Source organism: Humibacter ginsengisoli, assembly GCF_054780095.1.
On record NZ_BAAGWZ010000006.1, the window covers coordinates 882413 to 901632 of the forward strand.

At 66.1% G+C, this 19220-nt stretch carries 17 protein-coding genes; 2 read left to right on the forward strand and 15 right to left on the reverse strand.

Annotated elements, in window-relative coordinates; translation table 11 throughout:
- Positions 1 to 12 precede the first annotated feature (12 nt).
- Genes ACYVI5_RS12385 through ACYVI5_RS12395 form a run of 3 tightly spaced genes read right to left on the reverse strand, consistent with a single transcriptional unit; the run spans position 13 to position 3339 of the window.
- Entirely contained in the window at positions 13 to 918 is a 906-nt protein-coding gene (locus tag ACYVI5_RS12385; RefSeq protein WP_460580428.1) for a carbohydrate ABC transporter permease, read from the reverse strand.
- Between the two features lies 1 nt (position 919).
- A complete protein-coding gene (locus ACYVI5_RS12390; protein WP_460532798.1) occupies positions 920 to 1873 on the reverse strand; it encodes a carbohydrate ABC transporter permease in 954 nt (317 codons plus the stop codon).
- Between the two features lie 32 nt (positions 1874 to 1905).
- Positions 1906 to 3339 (reverse strand): type 2 periplasmic-binding domain-containing protein, encoded by a 1434-nt coding sequence (locus tag ACYVI5_RS12395; RefSeq protein ID WP_460532795.1) that lies wholly within the window; start codon positions 3337 to 3339, stop codon positions 1906 to 1908.
- Between the two features lie 154 nt (positions 3340 to 3493).
- Here ACYVI5_RS12395 and arfA point away from each other — a divergent pair, with 154 nt between their 5' ends.
- Positions 3494 to 5035: an alpha-N-arabinofuranosidase gene (gene arfA, locus ACYVI5_RS12400; RefSeq protein ID WP_460580429.1), complete on the forward strand. Its 1542-nt coding sequence runs from the start codon at positions 3494 to 3496 to the stop codon at positions 5033 to 5035.
- Between the two features lie 27 nt (positions 5036 to 5062).
- On the opposite strand, the gene ACYVI5_RS12405 is transcribed toward arfA, so the two are convergent.
- Complete coding sequence (locus ACYVI5_RS12405; protein ID WP_460580430.1) at positions 5063 to 6031, reverse strand: NAD-dependent epimerase/dehydratase family protein; 969 nt, start codon at positions 6029 to 6031, stop codon at positions 5063 to 5065.
- Positions 6032 to 6102: 71 nt separating this feature from the next.
- On the opposite strand from ACYVI5_RS12405, the gene ACYVI5_RS12410 reads away from it, so the two are divergent.
- Positions 6103 to 6564, forward strand: a complete 462-nt coding sequence (locus tag ACYVI5_RS12410) for a MarR family winged helix-turn-helix transcriptional regulator (RefSeq protein ID WP_460580431.1) — start codon at positions 6103 to 6105, stop codon at positions 6562 to 6564.
- A 39-nt stretch (positions 6565 to 6603) separates the two neighbouring features.
- Here the strand turns inward: ACYVI5_RS12410 and ACYVI5_RS12415 are convergent, their stop codons facing one another.
- From ACYVI5_RS12415 to ACYVI5_RS12465, 11 genes are all read right to left on the reverse strand, one after another.
- Positions 6604 to 8325, reverse strand: coding sequence for an ABC1 kinase family protein (locus ACYVI5_RS12415; RefSeq protein WP_460580432.1), 1722 nt, complete (start codon positions 8323 to 8325; stop codon positions 6604 to 6606).
- A gap of 4 nt (positions 8326 to 8329) precedes the next feature.
- Entirely contained in the window at positions 8330 to 8896 is a 567-nt protein-coding gene (locus ACYVI5_RS12420; protein WP_460580433.1) for a PadR family transcriptional regulator, read from the reverse strand.
- A 77-nt stretch (positions 8897 to 8973) separates the two neighbouring features.
- Positions 8974 to 9726: an amino acid ABC transporter ATP-binding protein gene (locus ACYVI5_RS12425; protein WP_460532847.1), complete on the reverse strand. Its 753-nt coding sequence runs from the start codon at positions 9724 to 9726 to the stop codon at positions 8974 to 8976.
- A gap of 68 nt (positions 9727 to 9794) precedes the next feature.
- A complete protein-coding gene (locus ACYVI5_RS12430) occupies positions 9795 to 10799 on the reverse strand; it encodes an amino acid ABC transporter permease (protein WP_460532777.1) in 1005 nt (334 codons plus the stop codon).
- A gap of 4 nt (positions 10800 to 10803) precedes the next feature.
- Complete coding sequence (locus ACYVI5_RS12435; RefSeq protein ID WP_460532774.1) at positions 10804 to 11715, reverse strand: ABC transporter substrate-binding protein; 912 nt, start codon at positions 11713 to 11715, stop codon at positions 10804 to 10806.
- Positions 11716 to 11958: 243 nt separating this feature from the next.
- Positions 11959 to 12600, reverse strand: a complete 642-nt coding sequence (msuE, locus tag ACYVI5_RS12440; protein WP_460532771.1) for an FMN reductase — start codon at positions 12598 to 12600, stop codon at positions 11959 to 11961.
- 149 nt (positions 12601 to 12749) lie between these two features.
- On the reverse strand, positions 12750 to 13250 hold the full coding sequence (locus ACYVI5_RS12445; protein ID WP_460580434.1) for a methyltransferase family protein: 501 nt from the start codon (positions 13248 to 13250) through the stop codon (positions 12750 to 12752).
- A gap of 102 nt (positions 13251 to 13352) precedes the next feature.
- A complete protein-coding gene (locus ACYVI5_RS12450) occupies positions 13353 to 15071 on the reverse strand; it encodes a dipeptide ABC transporter ATP-binding protein (RefSeq protein ID WP_460580602.1) in 1719 nt (572 codons plus the stop codon).
- Between the two features lie 14 nt (positions 15072 to 15085).
- A complete protein-coding gene (locus ACYVI5_RS12455; RefSeq protein ID WP_460580435.1) occupies positions 15086 to 16168 on the reverse strand; it encodes an ABC transporter permease in 1083 nt (360 codons plus the stop codon).
- 1 nt (position 16169) lies between these two features.
- Positions 16170 to 17270, reverse strand: coding sequence for an ABC transporter permease (locus ACYVI5_RS12460; RefSeq protein WP_460580436.1), 1101 nt, complete (start codon positions 17268 to 17270; stop codon positions 16170 to 16172).
- A gap of 90 nt (positions 17271 to 17360) precedes the next feature.
- Positions 17361 to 18983, reverse strand: coding sequence for a periplasmic substrate-binding domain-containing protein (locus tag ACYVI5_RS12465; RefSeq protein ID WP_460580437.1), 1623 nt, complete (start codon positions 18981 to 18983; stop codon positions 17361 to 17363).
- Positions 18984 to 19220: the final 237 nt, after the last annotated feature.

A 19220-nucleotide genomic window follows, 5' to 3' on the forward strand; every position in this document is an offset into this window, starting at 1 on the left:
CCGTAGGTGCGCTCAGCCCTTCAGACCGCTTCCGGTCACGCCTTCGACGATGCGGCGCTGGAAGATGAGGTACAGGATGATCAGCGGCAACGCCGCCAGGATCGCTCCTGCCTGGATGTCCGCATAGCGCTGCCCGAAGCTGCCCTGCACCGTGGCGAGTCCCACCGGGATCGTCATGAGGTTCGGGTTGGAGAGCACGAACAGCGGCAGCAGCAGGTTGTTCCACACGCCCACGAACGTGAGGATCGTCACGGCCGCGATGACCGGGCGCGACAGCGGCATGATCACCGACCAATAGATCTTCCACAGGCCGGCGCCGTCGATGCGAGCGGCCTCCTCGAGTTCACGCGGTATGCCGTCGAAGAACTGCTTGAAGATGAACACCGCGATCACGGCGGGCACCTGCGGGAAGATCACCGACCAGTACGTGTTCAGCAGGCTGAGCGCGTTGAGCTCCTGGAAGATCGGCACGATCAGCACCTGGCTCGGGATCATGATGCCCAGGATGATCAGCAGCAGCACCGTGTTCGAGCCGCGGAACCGCAGGCGCGACAATGCGAACGCGGCCATCGAGGCGAAGAAAACGGTGAGCACGGCGGTGATGACCGACGTGATGGCGCTGGCGATGTACCAGTTCCAGATGGTGCCGGAGGCGAAATACGACGCATACGACGCGAGTGTCGGATTCCAGTTGCTCAGGATCGCCGAAGCCCCCAGAGCCGCCGTGCCATTGTCGGTGAGCGACGTCTTCAGTGCGAAGAGACTGGGGATGAGCCAGATGATCGCGAAGACGATGAGCACGATCAGCGCGACGATGTTGAACGTTCGCCCGCTCACCCGCGATGTGGCGGTCTGACGCGCGGGAGCCGCGCCCGAGACCGGGGACTTGAGACGAGGACGTGGGGTCGAGATCGCCATGTCAGGCCTCCTTCTTGGCTGCGGAACGGTCGGTGAGCTGACGGATGATCGCGATCACGATGATCACGATGAACAGCAGCACGCTCGCCGCTGATGCCGCACCGAGCCGATTGTCGGTGAACGCTGTGCCGGTGATGAGCTGCAGCGAGACCTGAGTGGAGATGCCCGGTCCCCCACCGGTCATCAGGTACACCTGGTCGAAGATCTTGAGGCTGGCGATGATCTGCAGCAGCACCACGAGGGTCGTGGTGCGGGCGAGCATCGGAATCGTGATGAAACGGATCTGCGACCACGCGGACGCCCCGTCGACCGCCGCCGCCTCGTACAACTCGCGCGGGATCTCCTGGAGACCGGCGATGTAGAGCACGAAGTTGAACCCGAGCGTCCACCAGACCGTGGCGATCGCCACGCCGATCATCGCCGTGTTCGGGCTGGAGAGCACGCCGGAACCTGGCGTGATGCCGAACCAGGTCTCCACCATCGCCCAGAGCCCCGTACTCGGTGTGAACACGAACACCCAGATCAGCGAGATCGTCGCCGAAGGAAGGATGAACGGCAGGAAGAAGGCCAGCCGGAAGAACCACTGTCCGCGGTTGAACCGGTTGGTCAGCACCGCGAAGACGAACGCGAGGATGACCAGTGGCGGGGTCGTGTAGAGAGTGAACTGCAGCGTGTGCAGCAGCGAGCTCCAGAAGTCCGGCCTCGTGAGCATCTCGGCGTAGTTGGCGAAGCCCGCGAACGATCCGAGCCCCGTGCGCACCATCGAGGTGTTGAAGAAGCTCATCACGAGCATGTAGATGGTGGGACCGAGCAGGAACGCCAGGTAGAAGACGCCGAACGGGGCGAGGAAGAGCCAGGCGCTCCGGCCATCCTTGCGTTGCAGCGGCGAGCGATAGGTCAGGCCCGAGTTCCGAACGGCACGGGGCCGGGGTCGGGCAGCGGTTGCGGTGGTCACGACGGTGGTACCTCCGGGAGAAAGTGTGGGTTCTAGAGCGGGCTTGGCGTGTTCAGATACACGCTCAACTGGGACTTGATGGCCTGCAGGGCCTCCTGAGGAGACAGCGTGAGCTGCTGCACGAGCCCGAGCTGGGCGCCGACGATGTTCTCGAACGTCGAGCCGGAGCCGCCGTACCACGCCGGGTCGTCGTATACGGCGCTGGAGGCGACCGACGCGTAGTCCGACTGCGGCTTCAGCGTCTTGTACGCAGCGCTCCGCGCCACAGGCTGGTAGGCCGGGATGTGCCCGCCCTTCGCCCAGGTGAGACTCTGGTCGAGCATCGAGCGGATGAACAGCATCGCCTGTTTGCGCTGCTCGGGTGTGCGATCCTTGCGCGGCAGCACGAAGGTGTGCGAGTCGGCCTGCGTGGCGGCCTTGTCGTACAGCGTCGGAACCGGCACGATGCCGAACTTCAGGCCCTTCACCGACTGAGCGGTCGTGATCTCCCACTCACCCTCGAGGTAGAGCCCCGCCTTGCCGGTGAACATGTAGGACTCCGCCGTCGCGTAGTCGAGACCGCTGTTCACCCAGCCCTTCTTCACCCACGACTGCAGTCGGGTGGTGACGTCGTTGAAGACATCTTCATTCACCGTCAGCTTCGACCCGTTGTCGGAGAGGAACGGTGTCGCCTGCGAGTGCTGGTTGTAGAACGTCCAGAACACACGCCATGGCGTCGCGGTCTCGCCGGCCACGTTGGCGATGGTCATCGCCGGACCCTTGGTGACCTTGCTGATCGCCGCCAGCGCGGACTCGAACTCATCCAGGTTGTTGAGCTTCTTCAGGGTGCCGCTCGAGTCCATCAGGCCGGCCTTGCGGCACACGTCGTCGTTGTAGAACATGACGAGCGGATGCGTGTCGAGCGGCACGCAGATGTTCTGTCCGTCCGTGCGCTGCTCGTTCCACGGTCGCTGGCTGAAGTCGGATGCGCTGAGGCCGACCGAGGCCAGGTCGTCATCCGTGATCGGCTCGAGCAGGCCGCCGTCCCACAGCGGCTTCGCCCGCGTGAGGTGCGAGACCGCCACGTCCGGCGGCTTGTTGCCGACAGTGGCGAGGGTGACCTTCGTGTAGTACGGGTTGCCCCACGCGAACGTCGTCGCCTGGAGTGAGTTCGCGCCGTACTGCTTCTCGTAGCCGGCTTCCATCGCCTGCATGCGGGTGCCGTCGCCGCCGCCGAACAGGTTCCAGTAGATGAGCGTCGAGGTGGGGAGCTTCGTGCCGAAGAGTCCCGCGGCGACTGTCGTGCCGGTGCCGCTGGAGCATCCGGCGAGGAGCGGGACCGTGGCGGCGCCCAGCCCGGCCGCGAGAAAAGCCCGGCGACTCAGGCCCGTGCTGCTTCGTGCCATGTCGTTGACGACCTCCTTGTCGTGCGCCGCTGCCGCGGCGTGGGTGGTGTGGGGGAACCATAGCCGAGCGCGAGCGCTCATTTCAACGTGGTAACGGTAGCACTCGGCGCGACCGGCCAGAAAGGGTTCGCGCCCTCACTTCAACGATGTAATGTGGTCGCTGGTTTCGAATGCGGGCATGCACCCGCCTCACCCTGACGACGCACAGACCGACGCACAACGACAAAGGAGTTCTATGCCCCGCGCCACCATCACCGTCGACCGCGACTTCACGGTCGGGCCCGTTCCGAGACGGATCTTCGGTAACTTCGTCGAGCACATGGGCCGGTGCGTCTACACCGGCATCTACGAGCCGGGCCACCCCGATGCAGACGAGAACGGCTACCGGCTGGACGTGCTGGAGCTCGTCAAGGAGCTCGGCGTCACGGTCGTGCGCTACCCGGGCGGCAACTTCGTCTCCGGTTACAACTGGGAGGACGGTGTAGGACCTGTCGACCAGCGTCCTCGCCGTCTCGACGGCGCCTGGCACACCGTGGAGACCAACGCGTTCGGTCTGCACGAGTTCGCCGGCTGGGCGAAGAAGGCGAACGTGGAGATCATGGAGGCGGTCAACCTCGGCACGCGCGGTGTCGAGGCCGCTCGTGAACTCGTCGAGTACGCCAACCACCCTGGCGGCACCTACCTGAGCGACTTGCGCAAGAAGAACGGGGCATCCGAGCCGTTCGACATCAAGCTGTGGTGCCTAGGCAACGAGATGGACGGACCGTGGCAGATCGGCCACAAGACGGCCGACGAGTATGGGCGCCTCGCGCAGGAGGCGGGCAAGGCCATGCGGCTGGTCGACCCGTCGATCGAGCTCGTCGCCTCGGGCAGCTCGAACCGCGGCATGCCCACGTTCGGCTCCTGGGAGCAGACCGTGCTCGGCCACACCTACGACGTGGTCGACTACGTCTCGCTGCACGCGTATTACGAGGAGAAAGACGGCGACGCTGCCAGCTTCCTCGCCTCCGGCGTCGACATGGACCTCTTCATCGACGGTGTGATCGCCACCGCCGACGCGGTGCGGGCCAAGGGCAAGCACTCCAAGCACATCAACCTCTCGTTCGACGAGTGGAACGTCTGGTACCTCACGGCTCGCGAGGGCGACGACCAGCTGTCGACCATCGAGGCGCGCGGTGGCTGGCACGAGCATCCGCGGATCATCGAAGACGAGTACAACGTGACGGATGCCGTCGTGGTGGGGACCCTGCTGAACTCGCTGCTGCGCCACGGCGACCGGGTGTCGATCGCCAACCAGGCCCAGCTGGTCAATGTGATCGCACCGATCCGCAGCGAAGAGAACGGACCGGCCTGGCGTCAGTCGATCTTCTGGCCGTTCGCCCGGATGTCCGAGCTCGCGAAGGGCGAGATCCTGCGCCTGTCGACCACGAGCGACCGGTTCGAGACCGCGAAATACGGCGACGCCGACCTGGTCGACGCGAGCGCGACGTGGGACGAGGAGAACGGCCGGGTCGCCTTCTTCCTGGCCAACCGGGGCCTGGACGATGCGGCCGAGGTCACGGCGACGCTGCGCGGCTTCGACGCCGCACGCGTCACCCGTGCCGAGGTGCTGACAGTGCCCGAGGGCGCCGACCGCTTCACCACGAACAACGAGCACAACCAGGACCGCGTCGGCCTCAAGCCGCTGAGCGACGTCGCGATCGACGGCGCCACGCTGCGTGTCACGCTCCCCGCGCTGTCATGGGCCGTCGTCGAGGTGGAAGTCACGAAGGCGTAACCGCAACGGCGAGAAGCGCGCACATCCTCACAGATGGGCGCGCTTCTCGCCTTCTGCCCCACCGTCCCTGAACCAACGGATGTAGTCCTCGGCAGCCGCAGCTGTGTCGTATTGCGACTGGTACCCCGTGTCCTGACGAAGGCGCGAGATGTCCAGCCAACGCAGCGGCTCCGCTGAACCTTCGGGCAGATCGACCTCGAAGCCCGGGACGACGGTCCGGATGGCGTCGACCACGTCCGCATTGGTCGTGGCACGCCCCGACCCGACGTTGTACACATCGTGTTCCAGCCGGTCGGCGAGTTGGAGCAACGCGATCGCTCTTCCGGTGTCTTTGACATAGCTGAGGTCGAGCCCGTCACCGGCGCGGGGAGGCACCAGCAGACCGGACAGATCCGGCTTGATTCCACGCGCAGCGGCAGCGACGAGCGCTGAGGCGGGGAAGAACGGGTCGGGCAGGTGTCCGCCCGGTCCCCACGTTCCGGAGATGCGGGCCTGGACGATCTCGACATCCGTCATCGAAGCGAGGTAGCCGCCAAGCAGCTCCGCGATCTTCTTGAACGTCGGAATCACGTGCAGATGGCCCAGCGGGACCGGCTCATCCTCGTGCAGCGCGCCACCGTGTTCGATCCCGCCGTACACGCCGATCGTGCTCGCGGTGACGACGCGTGGCACGCTCCACCTTTGGGCGGCGCTCACAAGGTTGAAGAAGCTGCCGAGACTGCGTCGTGCCGACTCGACTGCATTCTCTCGCACGGGCGGCCAAGGCATGGACCCGGCGAGATGGACGATGCCCGTGATCGCAGCGTGTTCTCCGATGGCGAGGAACGTCTCGAGGTCGTTCACGTCGCCCCTCACCAGTTGCACCGGCATTCCCGCGAACCTTGGTGGTGGCTCAGAGCGGGAGCGCTGCACAAGCACGCACTCCTCACCCATCGCGCAGAGCGCAGCGACCACCTGCGAGCCGATGAAGCCCGCACCTCCAGTGACCAGGATCATCCGAGCATCCTTTCTGCGCTGATTCTGATGATCAGCACTACTGACGATCAGCCTACGGTTATCCTCGGGGCATGACAAGTGCTCGCGACGAGGAACTCCCCCTCGGCTTTCTCCTGAAGCACGCGCATCTCGCATACGAGGCGCGCGCGGATGCCGCGCTGGCAAGCGTTGACTTGAATTCCCGCGAGCTCGGCGTGCTCCGGGTGATCGTGCGGAACCCCGGGTCCTCACAGCTTCAGGTGGCGGAGCGGATCGGCGTCGATCGCACCACGATGGTCGGGATGCTCGACACTCTGGAGCGCAAGGGAATCATCGCCCGCAAGACCGATCCCTCCGACCGGCGGCGCAACGTCGTCGAGCTCACGAAGGCCGGCGCCGATGCATACGGGAAAGCCCTCCGCATCGTGCAGAAGACCGAGCGCCAATTCCTCGCCGGTACGGACTCGTCAAGCGAGGCCGCACTCCGACGAGTTCTCGTCGCCCTGCACTCCCGTGCGTCGACCGTGACTCACCGGGGCGATGATCGCGCATAGTCGCCGGTCGGGCGCAGCCCGACATTGCTCAGTGCGGTCTCAGCGGCTCGGCGCGCGGGGCGCTCCGGCCAGAACCGCGTAGGCGAGCGGAATCACCGAGATGCACATCAGCACGATGCCGAGCGGCGCGACGAACTGCAGCAGCAGGATGCCGCCGACCAGGAGCGCGGCGAACACCACGGCGCCGATGGCCCTGCGGATGAGACGTTCGATGCGGCTCAGGCGACGGTCGATGGCAGGCGTCGCGACCGATACGGTGCCGGCATCGATGCGCGTGATCAGCTGATCGATGCGCTGCGGAAGCCGCAGCACGATGCCCGCCGCCGTCAGCGCCTCGCGCGCCACGGAGCGCACGACGTTGCCGCTCTCCTCGCGCATCAGCCTCGTCGCAAACGGCTCGATGGCATCCCAGATGTTGAACTCCGGGTCGAGCGAACTGCAGACGCCCGAGGTGAGCGACATCGAGCGGATGACGAGCAGGAAGTCCTCGGGCAGCTGGAAGGGCAGCGAGCGCACCACTGCGCCGAACTCCTGGCCGAAGTCGCGGAACTCGCGCTGATCCACCTTGCGCAGCTGCGCGAAGCCCATGCCGCCGAACCGGTCGAACAGTCGCGTCATCGCTCGCTCCAGCTCGCCGGTGTCGGCCGTGGGCAGCAGGATGCCCACCTCCTGGATGCTCGTGATCAGCTCTCGACCGTCGCGGGAGGCGACCGCGATGAGCAGCCGCCTCAGTCCGCCGCGTAGTTCGTCGGTGACCTCGCCCATCATGCCGAAGTCGACGAACGTGAGCCGCCATTCCGGGCCGGAGCCGGCACCCGGCACAGGCGTCACGAAGATGTTGCCCGGGTGCGGATCGGCGTGGAAGTAGCCGTGGCCGAAGAGCTGCTCGAACATGACCTCGGCGAAGACCGCGGCCACCTCGGACGGATCGATGCCCGCGGCCCGCAGGGCGTCGACGTCGTTGATCTTGATGGCCGAGACATCGGAGAGCGTGAGCACGCGCCGTGTCGTGCGCTCCCACACGACCTCGGGCACGTTCACCCGCGGATCGTCGGCGAACATCTCGGCGAAACGTTCGGCGCCCATCGCCTCGTGCAGATAGTCGATCTCCTCGAAGCTCGTCTTCGCGAACTCCGCGACCAGTGCACGAGGGTCGACGTGATCAGAGACGACCCGCAAGCGGCTGAGCCATCCGGCCACCCGGCGAAGCGCAGCGAGGTCGACGTCGACGATGGTCTGGATGCCCGGCCGCTGCACCTTCACGACCACGCCTTCGAAGCCGGTCTCCACGGCATCCCACTCCACGAGCCGGGCCGGGTGCGCCTGCCCGAGAGAGGCCGCCGCCACCGCCTCCTCCCCGAACCAGGCATACGCCTGGTTCAACGGAACACCCAGCTCGGCCTCTGCGAGCTCTTGGATCGCGGAGAAGGATGCCGGTGGCACCTCGTCCTGAAGCCCGGCCAGTTCCGCGGTGATCTCCGGCGGCAGCACGTCGAGTCGCGACGACAGGAACTGTCCCACCTTGATCATGAGCCCGCCGAGCTCGACGGCGAGCACGTGGAAGCGTTGGGCGACCCTCGTCAGCCGAGCCGAGCGACCACGTTCGGTTACGCGTTCCAGACCGATGCGAACGAGGAAGACCTCGTACCACCACGTCTGCACGAGGTAGCGCAGCGCGAACCGCAGAATGCGACGGTAGCGGGAACGAGCGGCCCCGTTCTCAGTGGAAGGAGCCGCTCGCGATCCGGATGCCGACGGCATCCGGTCAGTCCTGGGCGAGGATCGAGTAGAGCTTGCGCCGGGCGTCGTCGAGCACCGCGACCGCCTGGTCCACCTGCTCGCTCGTCCCGGTGCGTCGCACCTGCGCTGCCGCGTGCGCCAGGTCGACGACCGACTTGGGCAGCGGACCTACGCCGAGCAGATCGTGAAGAGCGAACGTTTCCCACGGAGCCGTCTTGCGTGCGGAGGAATCCGTCTCGGCTCTCCCGCTCTCGGTCAGTGAATACGTCTTGCGACCGTCGGCGACCTCCTGCGCGATGAGCCCCTCGTCGACCAGCAGCTGCAGGGTCGGGTACACCGAACCGGCGCTCGGCTTCCAGGCGCCGCCACTGCGTTTCTCGATCTCGGCGATGAGCTGGTAGCCGTGCATCGGCTTCTCGGCCAGAAGCGCGAGGATGGCGGAACGAACGTCGCCGCGTGCTGCGCGCGGGCCTCCCCGGTGCCCCATCAGAATGGAGCGCAGCTGATCGATCGCATCGACCACGTGGTGCCCGGAACCGGCACCGCCCAGACCGCCGGCACCGAAAGCACCGCTCGTGTACGAACCGCTCATCATGACCTCCAGAGGTGCGCGAACAAATCCACGACATATATCGCGATATATCGCCCAGGCTAGCCCGCGACCACCATCTAGAGAACCTTCGAAAGGAACGCCTTGGTGCGTTCGTGCTGCGGATTCGTCAGAACCTGCCGCGGGTCGCCCGCTTCGACGATGACCCCGCCGTCCATGAAGACGAGCGAGTCGCCCACTTCGCGCGCGAACCCCATCTCATGCGTCACGACGACCATCGTCATGCCGCTCTCCGCGAGTCCTCGCATCACGTCGAGCACTTCTCCGACGAGCTCCGGGTCGAGCGCGCTCGTGGGTTCGTCGAAGAGCATCAGCTTCGGCTCCATCGCCAGAGCCCGGGCGATCGCGACCCGCTGCTGCTGACCGCCCGAGAGCTGCGACGGGTAGTGCGAGGCGTGATTGCCGAGGCCCACCCTGGCGAGCAACTCGCGGCCGTGCGCGACCGCATCCTGTTTGCGGATGCCCTTCACCCGCATCGGCGCCTCCGTCACGTTCTCCAGCGCCGTCATGTGCGGGAACAGGTTGAAGTGCTGGAACACCATGCCGATGTCGCGGCGCTGCAACGCCGCCTCGCCGGGCTTCAGCTCGTAGAGCTTGTCGCCCTTCTGCCGGTATCCGACGAGCTGGCCGTCGACGTAGAGGCGCCCGGCGTCGATGCGCTCGAGGTGGTTGATGCAGCGCAGGAACGTGGACTTGCCCGAGCCGCTCGGCCCGATGACGCACATCACCTCGCCACGGCGCACGTTAAGGCTGATGGACTTCAGCACTTCGTTGCTGCCGAAGCTCTTCGAGACCGCGATCGCCTCCACCATCGGCGAGGATGCCTGCGCGCCGGCCGGTGCCGGATTGGTGTTCGTGGCCGCGCCGCTCACCGAGCCGCTCATCCCTTTCCTCCGATGTCGATGCCCACTCCCGCGACCGCTCCCGACGCGTTCACCCCGGCATCCGCCACTCCCACCGCCGGCCTGCCCCGGCCGGTACCCCGGGAGAACCGCTTCTCGAGGAAATACTGCCCGACCATCAGGATGGAGGTGAAGAACAGGTACCACAACGAAGCCACGATGAGCAGCGGGATGGGCGTGAACGTCTCCGCCGAGATGTCACGCGAGCGGCCGAACAGGTCGAGCGTGAACGGCACGGCCGCCACCAGCGTGGTGGTCTTCAGCATCGAGATGACCTCGTTGCCTGTCGGTGGGATGATCACGCGCATCGACTGGGGAATGACCACTCGTCGCATGGTCTGCCACCACGACATTCCCAGCGCCTTCGCCGCCTCCTCCTGGCCCGGGTCGACGGAGAGGAGCCCTGCGCGCACGATCTCGGCCATGTAGGCCGCTTCGTTGAGCGACAGTCCGACGACGGAGATGAAGAACAACGGCGGAACCCAGGTGATCGGGATGACCGCCCAGGTGTGCACGAACGGGATGCCGATCACGAACGTGTTGTAGATGAGCGTGATAAGGCCCCAGAACACCAGCTGCACATACACCGGAGTGCCGCGGAAGATCCACAGGTAGAGCCAGGCGACGGCCTTCAGCACCGGGTTAGGCGACAGACGCATGACGGCGAGGATGAGCCCGAGGATGATGCCGATGATCATCGAGTAGACGGTGAGCTCGAGCGTGATGAGCGCAGCCTGGCTGATGCGGATGTCGAAGAGGTACTTGGCGACATCCGGCCATCCGAACGCCTTGCGCTGCGCCGCGTCGAGCACGAACAGCACCAGCAGAACGATGAGGATGACGGCGATGGCGATGCGCCACGGATGCCGCAGTTTCACCGCTCTGATCGCCTCCGGCCGCTGGGCGGGAACGGATGCCGTCGGCACGCCGGGCGAGGCGGACGGTGTTCCGCCCGCCTCGCCGGAGGAACGCGAGTCGCTCATCGGCCTACGACGACGCCTTCGATGCGGCGTCGATCTCGATCGTCTTCACCGCGCCGTCGTCGACGCCCCACTTCTTGAGGATCTTCAGGTAGGTGCCGTCGTCGACGAGCGACTGCAGCGTCTTCTGGATCACCTTCGTCAGCGGCGCGCCCTTGTCGACCGCGATTCCATACGGCGCGATGTCGAAGGTCTTGCCCGCCTTCTGGATCTTGCCGCCCTGCTTGCTGATCGCGTACTCCGTGATCGGGGAGTCGGCGCTCATGGCGTCCACTTGACCGAGCACCAGAGCGTTGGTCGCCTGATCCTGTCCGTCGTACTTGAGCACCTGGATGGCCGGCTTGCCGGCATCCGTGCACGCCTTCGACTTCGCGGGAACCTCGTCGGTGTCCTCGTAGGTGCCTGCCTCGACGGCGACCTTGAGCCCGCACGCATTGTCGGGGTCGACCGTCTTGCCCTTCAGCGACGCCCACAGGATGCCGGCGTTGTAGTAGTTGACGAAGTCCACCTGCTTCTCGCGCTCGGTGGTATCGGTGAACGAGGAGACGCCGATGTCGTAACGGCCGCCCGTGATGCTCGGGATGATGTTGTCGAACTTGGCGATCGTGTAGTTCATCTTGACGCCGAGCTTGGCCCCGATGGCGTTGGCGAGGTCGATGTCCCAGCCGATGGGCTTGCCGTTGGCGTCCTTGTACTCGTTCGGCGCATAGGTCGCGTCGACGCCGACCGTGATCTGTCCGGCCTTCGAGATCGTGGACGGCAGCGTCTTGGCGAGCGCGTCGTCTTTCGTCACCCCGTACGGGTTGGATGTGCCGGAGCCGGAGGTCGCCCCGGAACCGGAACCTGAGTTGTCGACGCATCCGGTGAGCAGGAGCGCCGTGGCCACGGCGACCACCGGGAGTGCGTATCGAATTCGCATGGATGTACCTTTCCTCGTCTTTGAGGCGCGACGCGTGCTGTGTGAACGACGACGGGATCGCCGGATGAGACGACTGACTGACGAGAGTCTACGTAAGTCAGAAGCGGGGTCAGAGCACGATCGGGTCGGAAGCGCCTCACGAAAAGGGTAGGGTCCCCGCATTTCACGAACATTTCGCGTCCGGCACCCCGGACGCCGATTTTGCGCGCCGATCGCAGGTGCCCGGCGCAGACGGGAGCGGCCCTACGTAAATAGGCGCACCGGGCGCTGCGGCTCGTTCGGCGCCACGCTTGGCTCGAACTCCTCACCCGTTTCCAGCGACTGGCGGATGCGCCGCTTCTCCTGCACGCTCGAAGTGATGAGAGGCAGTCCGCGCCTGATCGAGGTCTTGATGCGCTCCACGAGAAGCGGCGAGTCGATGCGGTAGCCGTCGAAGTCGGACTCGTGCGCGTACACGCCGACCGGAAGTGTCAGGGCCTGGAAGAACCCGAACAGCGGACGCAGCTGGTGCTCGACGATGAGCGAGTGGCGCTCGCTCCCGCCTGTGGCGGCAAGCAGCACTGGTGTGTCGACCAGCGCGTACTGGTCGACGAAGTCGAAGAAGTGCTTGAAGAGCCCGGTGAAGGATGCCCGGTACACCGGCGAGGCCACCACCAGCAGGTCTGCGGTCTCGACGCGGCGCAGCTCGTCCTCGACGGAGCGCGGCAGCGCCTTGCGGTCGAGCACGCCGGCGAACTGCGGGCCGACATCCGTGATGCGGATCACGTGCGGCTCGACCGGCAGCTCCTCTCCGAGCTGTCGCAAGACCTCGTCGATGAGCACGTCGGTCTTCGACGGATTGTGCAGGCTGCCGGAGACGGCGACGACGCGAAGGGGCTCGGTCATGTGCGTCTCTCCTCTCGGTCGGTTCAGCGATCTCGGCGGAGGGACATCACCCTCCCATGCGACGCGGATGCTTTTCGAGGCTAGGCGAGGCCCTCCCCACACGCCGATCCCGCCGTCATACAGCGACACGGGACCTCGATCTCCGATCGCTACACGTACTTGGCCGCACCTCTGGCACCGAATGCCTGCCGGACGTCGATCCAGCGGGGAACAGCCCGGTGGTATCGGTCGAAGCGATCGCCGAACCGGCCACGCAGGGCGCGCTCCTCCGCCGGAATCTGCACGCGGTCGATGAGTGCGACGAACCCCGCGGCAGGCAGCAACGCGGCAACGGACCGCCGGGCCACCGCGTGCGCGACGAGGATGCCGGCCATGGCGAGATAGATCGGGTTGCGCGAGAAGGCGAATGGCCCGTCTGTGACGAGCGAGCTCGCGCGTTCCGGACGCTCGGGAGTGATCGTGGTGCCGTGGCTGCGCAGCGCCGCCACGGCGGACAGAGCGAGGAGTCCGCACCCTGCGATGACGCCGGCGGATGCCGCAGTCGACCAGGGCGTCCGGTGAGACCGGCCCACAAACCGCCCAACGAGCCACGCAATCGCCAGCCAGGCGGGTGGAGGCACCCGTCGCAGAGCATCCGATTCGATGGTCATCAGACGCAACGGTACGCGCGCCGGCGCGATGAGGGCCAGGAGTTACGCCTTCTGTCGCGTGCGGTATTCATGACCTGTGAGCGGTGCAGATAAGTCCTGGACCTAGCCCTCCGCGACCAGCTCTCGCAGTTGCTCACGCCGCTTCGCCTGCTGCTCCGGGTCGGGAACCGGCAAGGATGCCAGCAGCCGCTGCGTGTAGGCATCCTGCGGTGCCGAGAGCACCTGTTCGCCCGTGCCCTCCTCCACGAGTCGCCCGTGATGCATCACCGCGATGCGGTCGGCCACGATGTCGACGACGGCGAGATCGTGGCTGATGAACAGGCAGGCGAAGCCGAACTCACTCTGCAGGTCGGCGAACACCTCCAGCACCTTCTGCTGCACCGAGACGTCGAGCGCGCTCGTCGGCTCGTCCGCGATCAGAAGCGGCGGCTTCAACGCGATGGCGCGTGCCAGGCTGGCGCGCTGGCGTTGGCCGCCGGAGAGCTCGTGCGGGTACCGGTCGCCGTACGCACGCGGCAGCTGCACCGCCTCGAGCAGTTCGTCGACCTTGTCGCGCACATCCGCGACGCTGTCCGCCTTGCCGTGCACGATGAACGGCTCGGCCACGCACTGCGCGATCGTGAGCAGCGGGTTGAAGCTCGACGCCGGATCCTGGAACACGAACCCGAGACGATCGCGCACCGGCCGGAAGCGGCGCTCTGAGACACCGTTCATCTCGTGTCCGAGCACCCTCAGCGAGCCGCCCGTCACCTTCGTCAGCCCGGCGATCGCCCGGCCGATGGTGGTCTTGCCCGAACCCGACTCCCCCACCAGCCCCAGCACCTCGCCGGGCCGGATCGCGAAGTCGACGCCGTCGACCGCGACGAATCCCTTCTGCCCGATGCGACCCGGATACTGGATGCGCAGCCCGGACGCCTTCACGACGGGCTCGCTCCCCGCCCACTCCGCCGGTCGTGCGGCCAGCCTCTCGCGAGCCTGCGCCGTGCCCTCCCCGATGCGGGGGACGGCGGCCAGCAGCTTCTTCGTGTAGTCCTGCTTCGGGTCGGCGAACAACGTGGAGACATCCGCCTCCTCCACGAGCTTGCCGTTGTACATCACGGCGACGCGGTCGGCGAGATCGGCGACGACGCCCATGTTGTGCGTGATGAGCACGATCGCCGAGCCGAACTCGACCCGGCACCGGCGCAGCAGGTCGAGGATTTCCGCCTGAACTGTCACATCGAGCGCGGTGGTCGGTTCGTCGGCGACGATGAGGCGCGGCCCGAGCACCAGTGCCATTGCGATGACGATGCGCTGCTTCTGGCCGCCGGAGAACTGGTGCGGGTAATAGTCCACCCGCGTCTCGGGATCCGGAATGCCCACCTTGCGCAGGATCTCGATCGCCTGCTCGCGTCCCTGAGCCTTCGAGACCTTGCCGTGCGCCCGCAGCCCCTCGACGATCTGCCAGCCCACCTTGTAGACCGGGTTGAGCGCGGTGGACGGCTCCTGGAACACCATCGAAACGGCGGGACCGCGCACCTCGCGCATCTGCCGGTTGCTGAGCGTGACGACATCCACGTGTCCTTGGTCGGTGCTCACCAGCACGGCGCCCGAGGAGGTGGCCGTCTCGGGCAGGAGCCCGAGGATGGTGCGGGCCGTGACCGTCTTGCCGCTGCCGGACTCGCCGACGATGGCCAGCACCTCCCCCGGTGCCACGTGCAGGCTGACCCCGTCGACCGCCTTCACCGCTCCGGCGTCGGTCGCGAACGACACGTTCAGGTCGCGGATGCGCACCGCGTCATCCGTACCGGATGTCTGCGACGCCTTCGCCGCCCCGTTCACTCGCGCGCTCGCGTTCACTCGCGCACCTCGATTCCCTGTTCCTCGATGCCGGCGCCCGGTTCGAGTCCTTCGAGCCCGCCGGGAGCCTCGTTCGGACCGCCCGGCACGACGCTGATGTCCGCCGTCTCACCGGACGCCGCGGCTACCGCGCGCCGGCCCCGAAGCCGCGGATCGGCGAGGTCGTTGAGACTCTCGCCCACCAGTGTGATGCCGAGTACCACGAGCACGATGGCGAGTCCCGGATACAGTGCGGTCCACCAGATGCCGCTCGTGACATCCGCGATCGCCTTGTTCAGGTCATAGCCCCATTCGCTGGCCGACGACGGCTCGATGCCGAAGCCCAGGAAGCCGAGCCCCGCCAGCGTGAGGATCGCCTCAGAGGCGTTCAGCGTGAAGATCAGCGGCAGCGTCCGCGTCGAGTTGCGGAACACGTGCTTGAACATGATGCGGCCGCTGGATGCTCCGATCACCTTCGCGGACTCCACGTACGCCTCGGACTTGATGCGCACCGCCTCGGCGCGGATCACTCGGAAGTACTGCGGGATGTAGACCACGGTGATCGAGATGGCCGCTGCGAAGATCCCCGCCCACAGCCCGGACTGGCCGCCGGAGATGACGATCGACATCACGATGGCCAGCAGCAGCGTCGGCAGCGCGTAGATCGCGTCGCAGATGACGACCAGCACGCGGTCGATCCAGCCGCCGATGTAGCCGGAGACCAGGCCGAGCAGCACTCCGGCGATGATCGACAGGACGACGGCGATGATGATCACGAGGGCCGCGGTCTGCGCGCCCCAGAGCACCCGGGAGAAGACGTCGTATCCGCCCACAGTCGTGCCCCAGATGTGCGCGGGGCTCGGTGGCTGCTGCGATCCGAAGTCCTTGCCGTCGGCGCCATGCAGCTGCGCGAAGCCGTACGGCGCGATCAGCGGCGCGAAGATCGCTACGAGCACGAACACCGTGGTGATGACGAGGCCGGCGATGAGCATCCCGCGCTGCACGCCGACGGACTGCCGCACCTGGTGAACGACGGGCACCTTCGACCAGATGCTTCGCTTGGCCGGGCGGGAGACCGGCACTGTGGCGGTGGTGGCCATCTCAGTACCTCACCCTCGGGTCGATGAGCGCCGCGATGACGTCGACGACGAAGTTCGTGAACGCGACGATCACCGCCAGCATGACGACGATCCCCTGCACGGCGACGTAGTCGCGGGCCTGCAGGTACTGAGCGAGCTGGAAGCCGAGCCCCTTCCATTCGAACGTCGTCTCGGTGAGAACGGCACCGCCGAGCAGCAGCGCGATCTGCAGGCCCATCACCGTGATGATCGGGATGAGGGCCGGCCGGTACGCGTGCTTGCGCACCAGGCGGAACTCGCTGACGCCGCGCGCACGGCCGGATGCGACGTAGTCGGTCGACAGCGTGCTGATCACGTTGGTGCGCACCAGCCTGAGGAACACACCTGCAGTGAGGAAGCCGAGCGCGATACCGGGAAGCACAGCGTGCGCCAGCACGTCGCCGAGCACGGCGGGATCGCCGGTCTGGAACGCGTCGATCAGATAGATGCCGGTCGGATGGTCGAGCGACTGCATCGTCAGTTCGTCTCCGGTCGTCGCACGACCCGAGACGGGCAGCCACCCGAGCCACACCGAGAAGATCAGCTTGAGCAGCAGGCCCGCGAAGAACACGGGGGTCGCGTAGCAGAGGATCGCGAAGATGCGTAGGAGCGCGTCCCAGCCCTTGTCGCGGAAGTAGGCGGCAAGCATCCCGAGCGGGACGCCGACGATGAAGGCCACGATGAGTGCGTAGAACGCGAGCTCGAGCGTTGCGGTGCCATAGGTGACCAGAACGGTGGCGACCGGCTGATGGTCGCTGAACGTGGTGCCGAAATTGCCGGTGACGATGCCGCCCAGGTACTGGAAGTACTGAACGATCAGCGGCTGGTCGTAACCGGCCTCGTGGATGCGCCTGGCCAGCTCGTCCGGTGGGAGTCTGCCGCCCTGCGCAGCCGTGATCGGGTCTCCTGTCGTGCGCATCAGGAAGAACACGACGGTCACCAGGATGAACACCGTCGGGATGATGAGCAGGAATCGGATGATGATGTAGCGGAGCAGTCCGCCGCCTGAGCGGCTCCTGCCTGGCGCTGATGCCGGTGCCGACGTCTGTGCGAGCGGGTCGGATGCATCGAGCAGGGCTGTCATGACTTCCTCGTTGAACAGATGGTGATGCCGGACGCGCCTGGGTGGTCCGGCCGCTGATGGCCGGACCACCCGAGCGGGTGTTCCTCGACGCTACTTGTGCAGCGGCGCGTACCGGAACTTGAACGAGGCGTCGAGGGTCGTGCCCTTGACGCCCGCGCCCACCACGGCCACCTGCGAGCCCTGCAGGTAGGGCAGCGTGGACAGGTCGTTCGCCACCTTGTCCTGGATCTGCCCGATCAGCTTGGCGCGTGCGGCCTTGTCTGTGGTGCCGACCTGCTGGGTGATGAGCTTCTGCACGTCGGGGTTGTCGTAGTGGTTGGAGAGGAAGTTGTCCTTCGAGAAGAACGGCGTCAGGTAGTTGTCGGCGTCCGAGTAGTCCGGGAACCAGCCGAGCTGGTAGGCCGGGTAGACGTCGGCGACGCGGTCCTTGGAGTACTGCACGTACTCGGTCGAGGCCAGGTTCACCTTGAACAGGCCGCCGTTCTCCAGCTGGTCCTTGATCATGGCGTACTCGTCGGCGGACGACGGGCCGTAGTGGTCCGGCGTGTACTGCAGGCTCAGGTTGATCGGAGTGGTGACTCCTGCCGCCTGCAGCGTCTGCTTCGCCTTGTCGAGCGACGGACCGCCGTTGCCGTCGCCGTACAGCGGCTTCAGCGACTCGGTCGCGCCGGTCAGACCCTGCGCCACGTAGGAGTACAGCGGCGTGTAGGTGTTCTTGTACACCTGGCTGGCGATGGCCTTGCGGTCGATCAGGTCCGCCGCCGCCTGACGCACGGCGAGTGCCTTCTTCGCGTCCGCATCCGGTGTGGTGGCACCGTACGGCATCGTGTTGAAGTTGAACACGATGTAGCGGATCTCACCGCCGGGCCCGTCGACGACCTTGACCTTCTTGTCGGAGCGCAGGCTGTCGATGTCGGTCGCCGAAAGCGAACGGAAGGCCACGTCGATGTTGCCCTGCTGGATGTCCAGCTTCATGTTGGGCGCACTCGCGTAGTACTTCACGTTGATCGTGCCGGTCTTCGCGGGACCGAGGAGGCCCTGGTAGTCCGGGTTGGCCTTGTACTGGATCAGGCTGTTCACCTTGTAGCTCTTGATCGTGTACTGGCCGGCGAACGCGTCGCCCTTGACGATCGTGTTGTCGGGCGTGACCTTGTCGGCGGAGAAGACCTGCTCGTCCACGATCGGACCGGCCGGACTGGAGAGCACCTGCGGGAACGTCTGGTCGTTGGGCACCTTGAGGTGGAACACCGCGGTCAGCTTGTCGGGGGTGGTGACGTCTTTGAGGTTGCCGAGCAGCGATGCCGGACCGTTCGGATCGTTGATCTTCAGCTGGCGCTCGAACGTGAACTTCACGTCGGATGACGTCAGCGCGTGACCGTTCGCGAACTTGAGGCCCTTCTTGAGCTTCACCGTGTAGTCGGTGGGTGAGGTGAAGGATGCCAACGCGGCGATGTCGGGCTTCACGTCCGGGCTGCCGTACGGGGTGTTCATGAGGAACGGGTAGACCTGGTTCATCACCGCGAACGAGCCGTTGTCGTACGAGCCGGCGGGGTCGATGCTGGTGATCTTGTCGGTGGTGCCGATCGTGAGCGATCCGCCACTGGTGCCGCCCGATCCGCCTGAGCCGGAGCATCCGGCCAGTGCCAGGGCGGAGACGGCGAGCGCGGATGCGCCCAGGAGCACGCGCGCACGACGAGATGGTGCCGATTTCATACGGGGAGAGCCTCTCTGCTGACCGATCGGTGCGATCTGGATCATCGTTCTGTGAGGGCGCACAGAAGGGGGTGCGCTTTCACGGGTGCTTATGTCCTAACACACGACCGATCGAGACCCGGCAATCGACGGAGGACGCCTCGCACGATCGTTATTCGATGGAAACGCATGGAGCGAGAATCGCGCATAAGAGTGCGCGTTCGCGCAAGAAACGATCGCGCCGTTCGGGATTCCTGC

Coding starts and splice junctions, on each gene's coding strand:
- ACYVI5_RS12385 (WP_460580428.1), bottom strand. CDS start 918: ATGGCGATCTCGACCCCACGTCCTCGTCTCAAGTCCCCGGTCTCGGGC.
- ACYVI5_RS12395 (WP_460532795.1), bottom strand. CDS start 3,339: ATGAGCGCTCGCGCTCGGCTATGGTTCCCCCACACCACCCACGCCGCG.
- arfA (WP_460580429.1), top strand. CDS start 3,494: ATGCCCCGCGCCACCATCACCGTCGACCGCGACTTCACGGTCGGGCCC.
- ACYVI5_RS12405 (WP_460580430.1), bottom strand. CDS start 6,031: ATGATCCTGGTCACTGGAGGTGCGGGCTTCATCGGCTCGCAGGTGGTC.
- ACYVI5_RS12410 (WP_460580431.1), top strand. CDS start 6,103: ATGACAAGTGCTCGCGACGAGGAACTCCCCCTCGGCTTTCTCCTGAAG.
- ACYVI5_RS12415 (WP_460580432.1), bottom strand. CDS start 8,325: ATGCCGTCGGCATCCGGATCGCGAGCGGCTCCTTCCACTGAGAACGGG.
- ACYVI5_RS12420 (WP_460580433.1), bottom strand. CDS start 8,896: ATGAGCGGTTCGTACACGAGCGGTGCTTTCGGTGCCGGCGGTCTGGGC.
- ACYVI5_RS12425 (WP_460532847.1), bottom strand. CDS start 9,726: ATGGTGGAGGCGATCGCGGTCTCGAAGAGCTTCGGCAGCAACGAAGTG.
- ACYVI5_RS12430 (WP_460532777.1), bottom strand. CDS start 10,799: ATGAGCGACTCGCGTTCCTCCGGCGAGGCGGGCGGAACACCGTCCGCC.
- ACYVI5_RS12435 (WP_460532774.1), bottom strand. CDS start 11,715: ATGCGAATTCGATACGCACTCCCGGTGGTCGCCGTGGCCACGGCGCTC.
- msuE (WP_460532771.1), bottom strand. CDS start 12,600: ATGACCGAGCCCCTTCGCGTCGTCGCCGTCTCCGGCAGCCTGCACAAT.
- ACYVI5_RS12445 (WP_460580434.1), bottom strand. CDS start 13,250: ATGACCATCGAATCGGATGCTCTGCGACGGGTGCCTCCACCCGCCTGG.
- ACYVI5_RS12455 (WP_460580435.1), bottom strand. CDS start 16,168: ATGGCCACCACCGCCACAGTGCCGGTCTCCCGCCCGGCCAAGCGAAGC.
- ACYVI5_RS12460 (WP_460580436.1), bottom strand. CDS start 17,270: ATGACAGCCCTGCTCGATGCATCCGACCCGCTCGCACAGACGTCGGCA.
- ACYVI5_RS12465 (WP_460580437.1), bottom strand. CDS start 18,983: ATGAAATCGGCACCATCTCGTCGTGCGCGCGTGCTCCTGGGCGCATCC.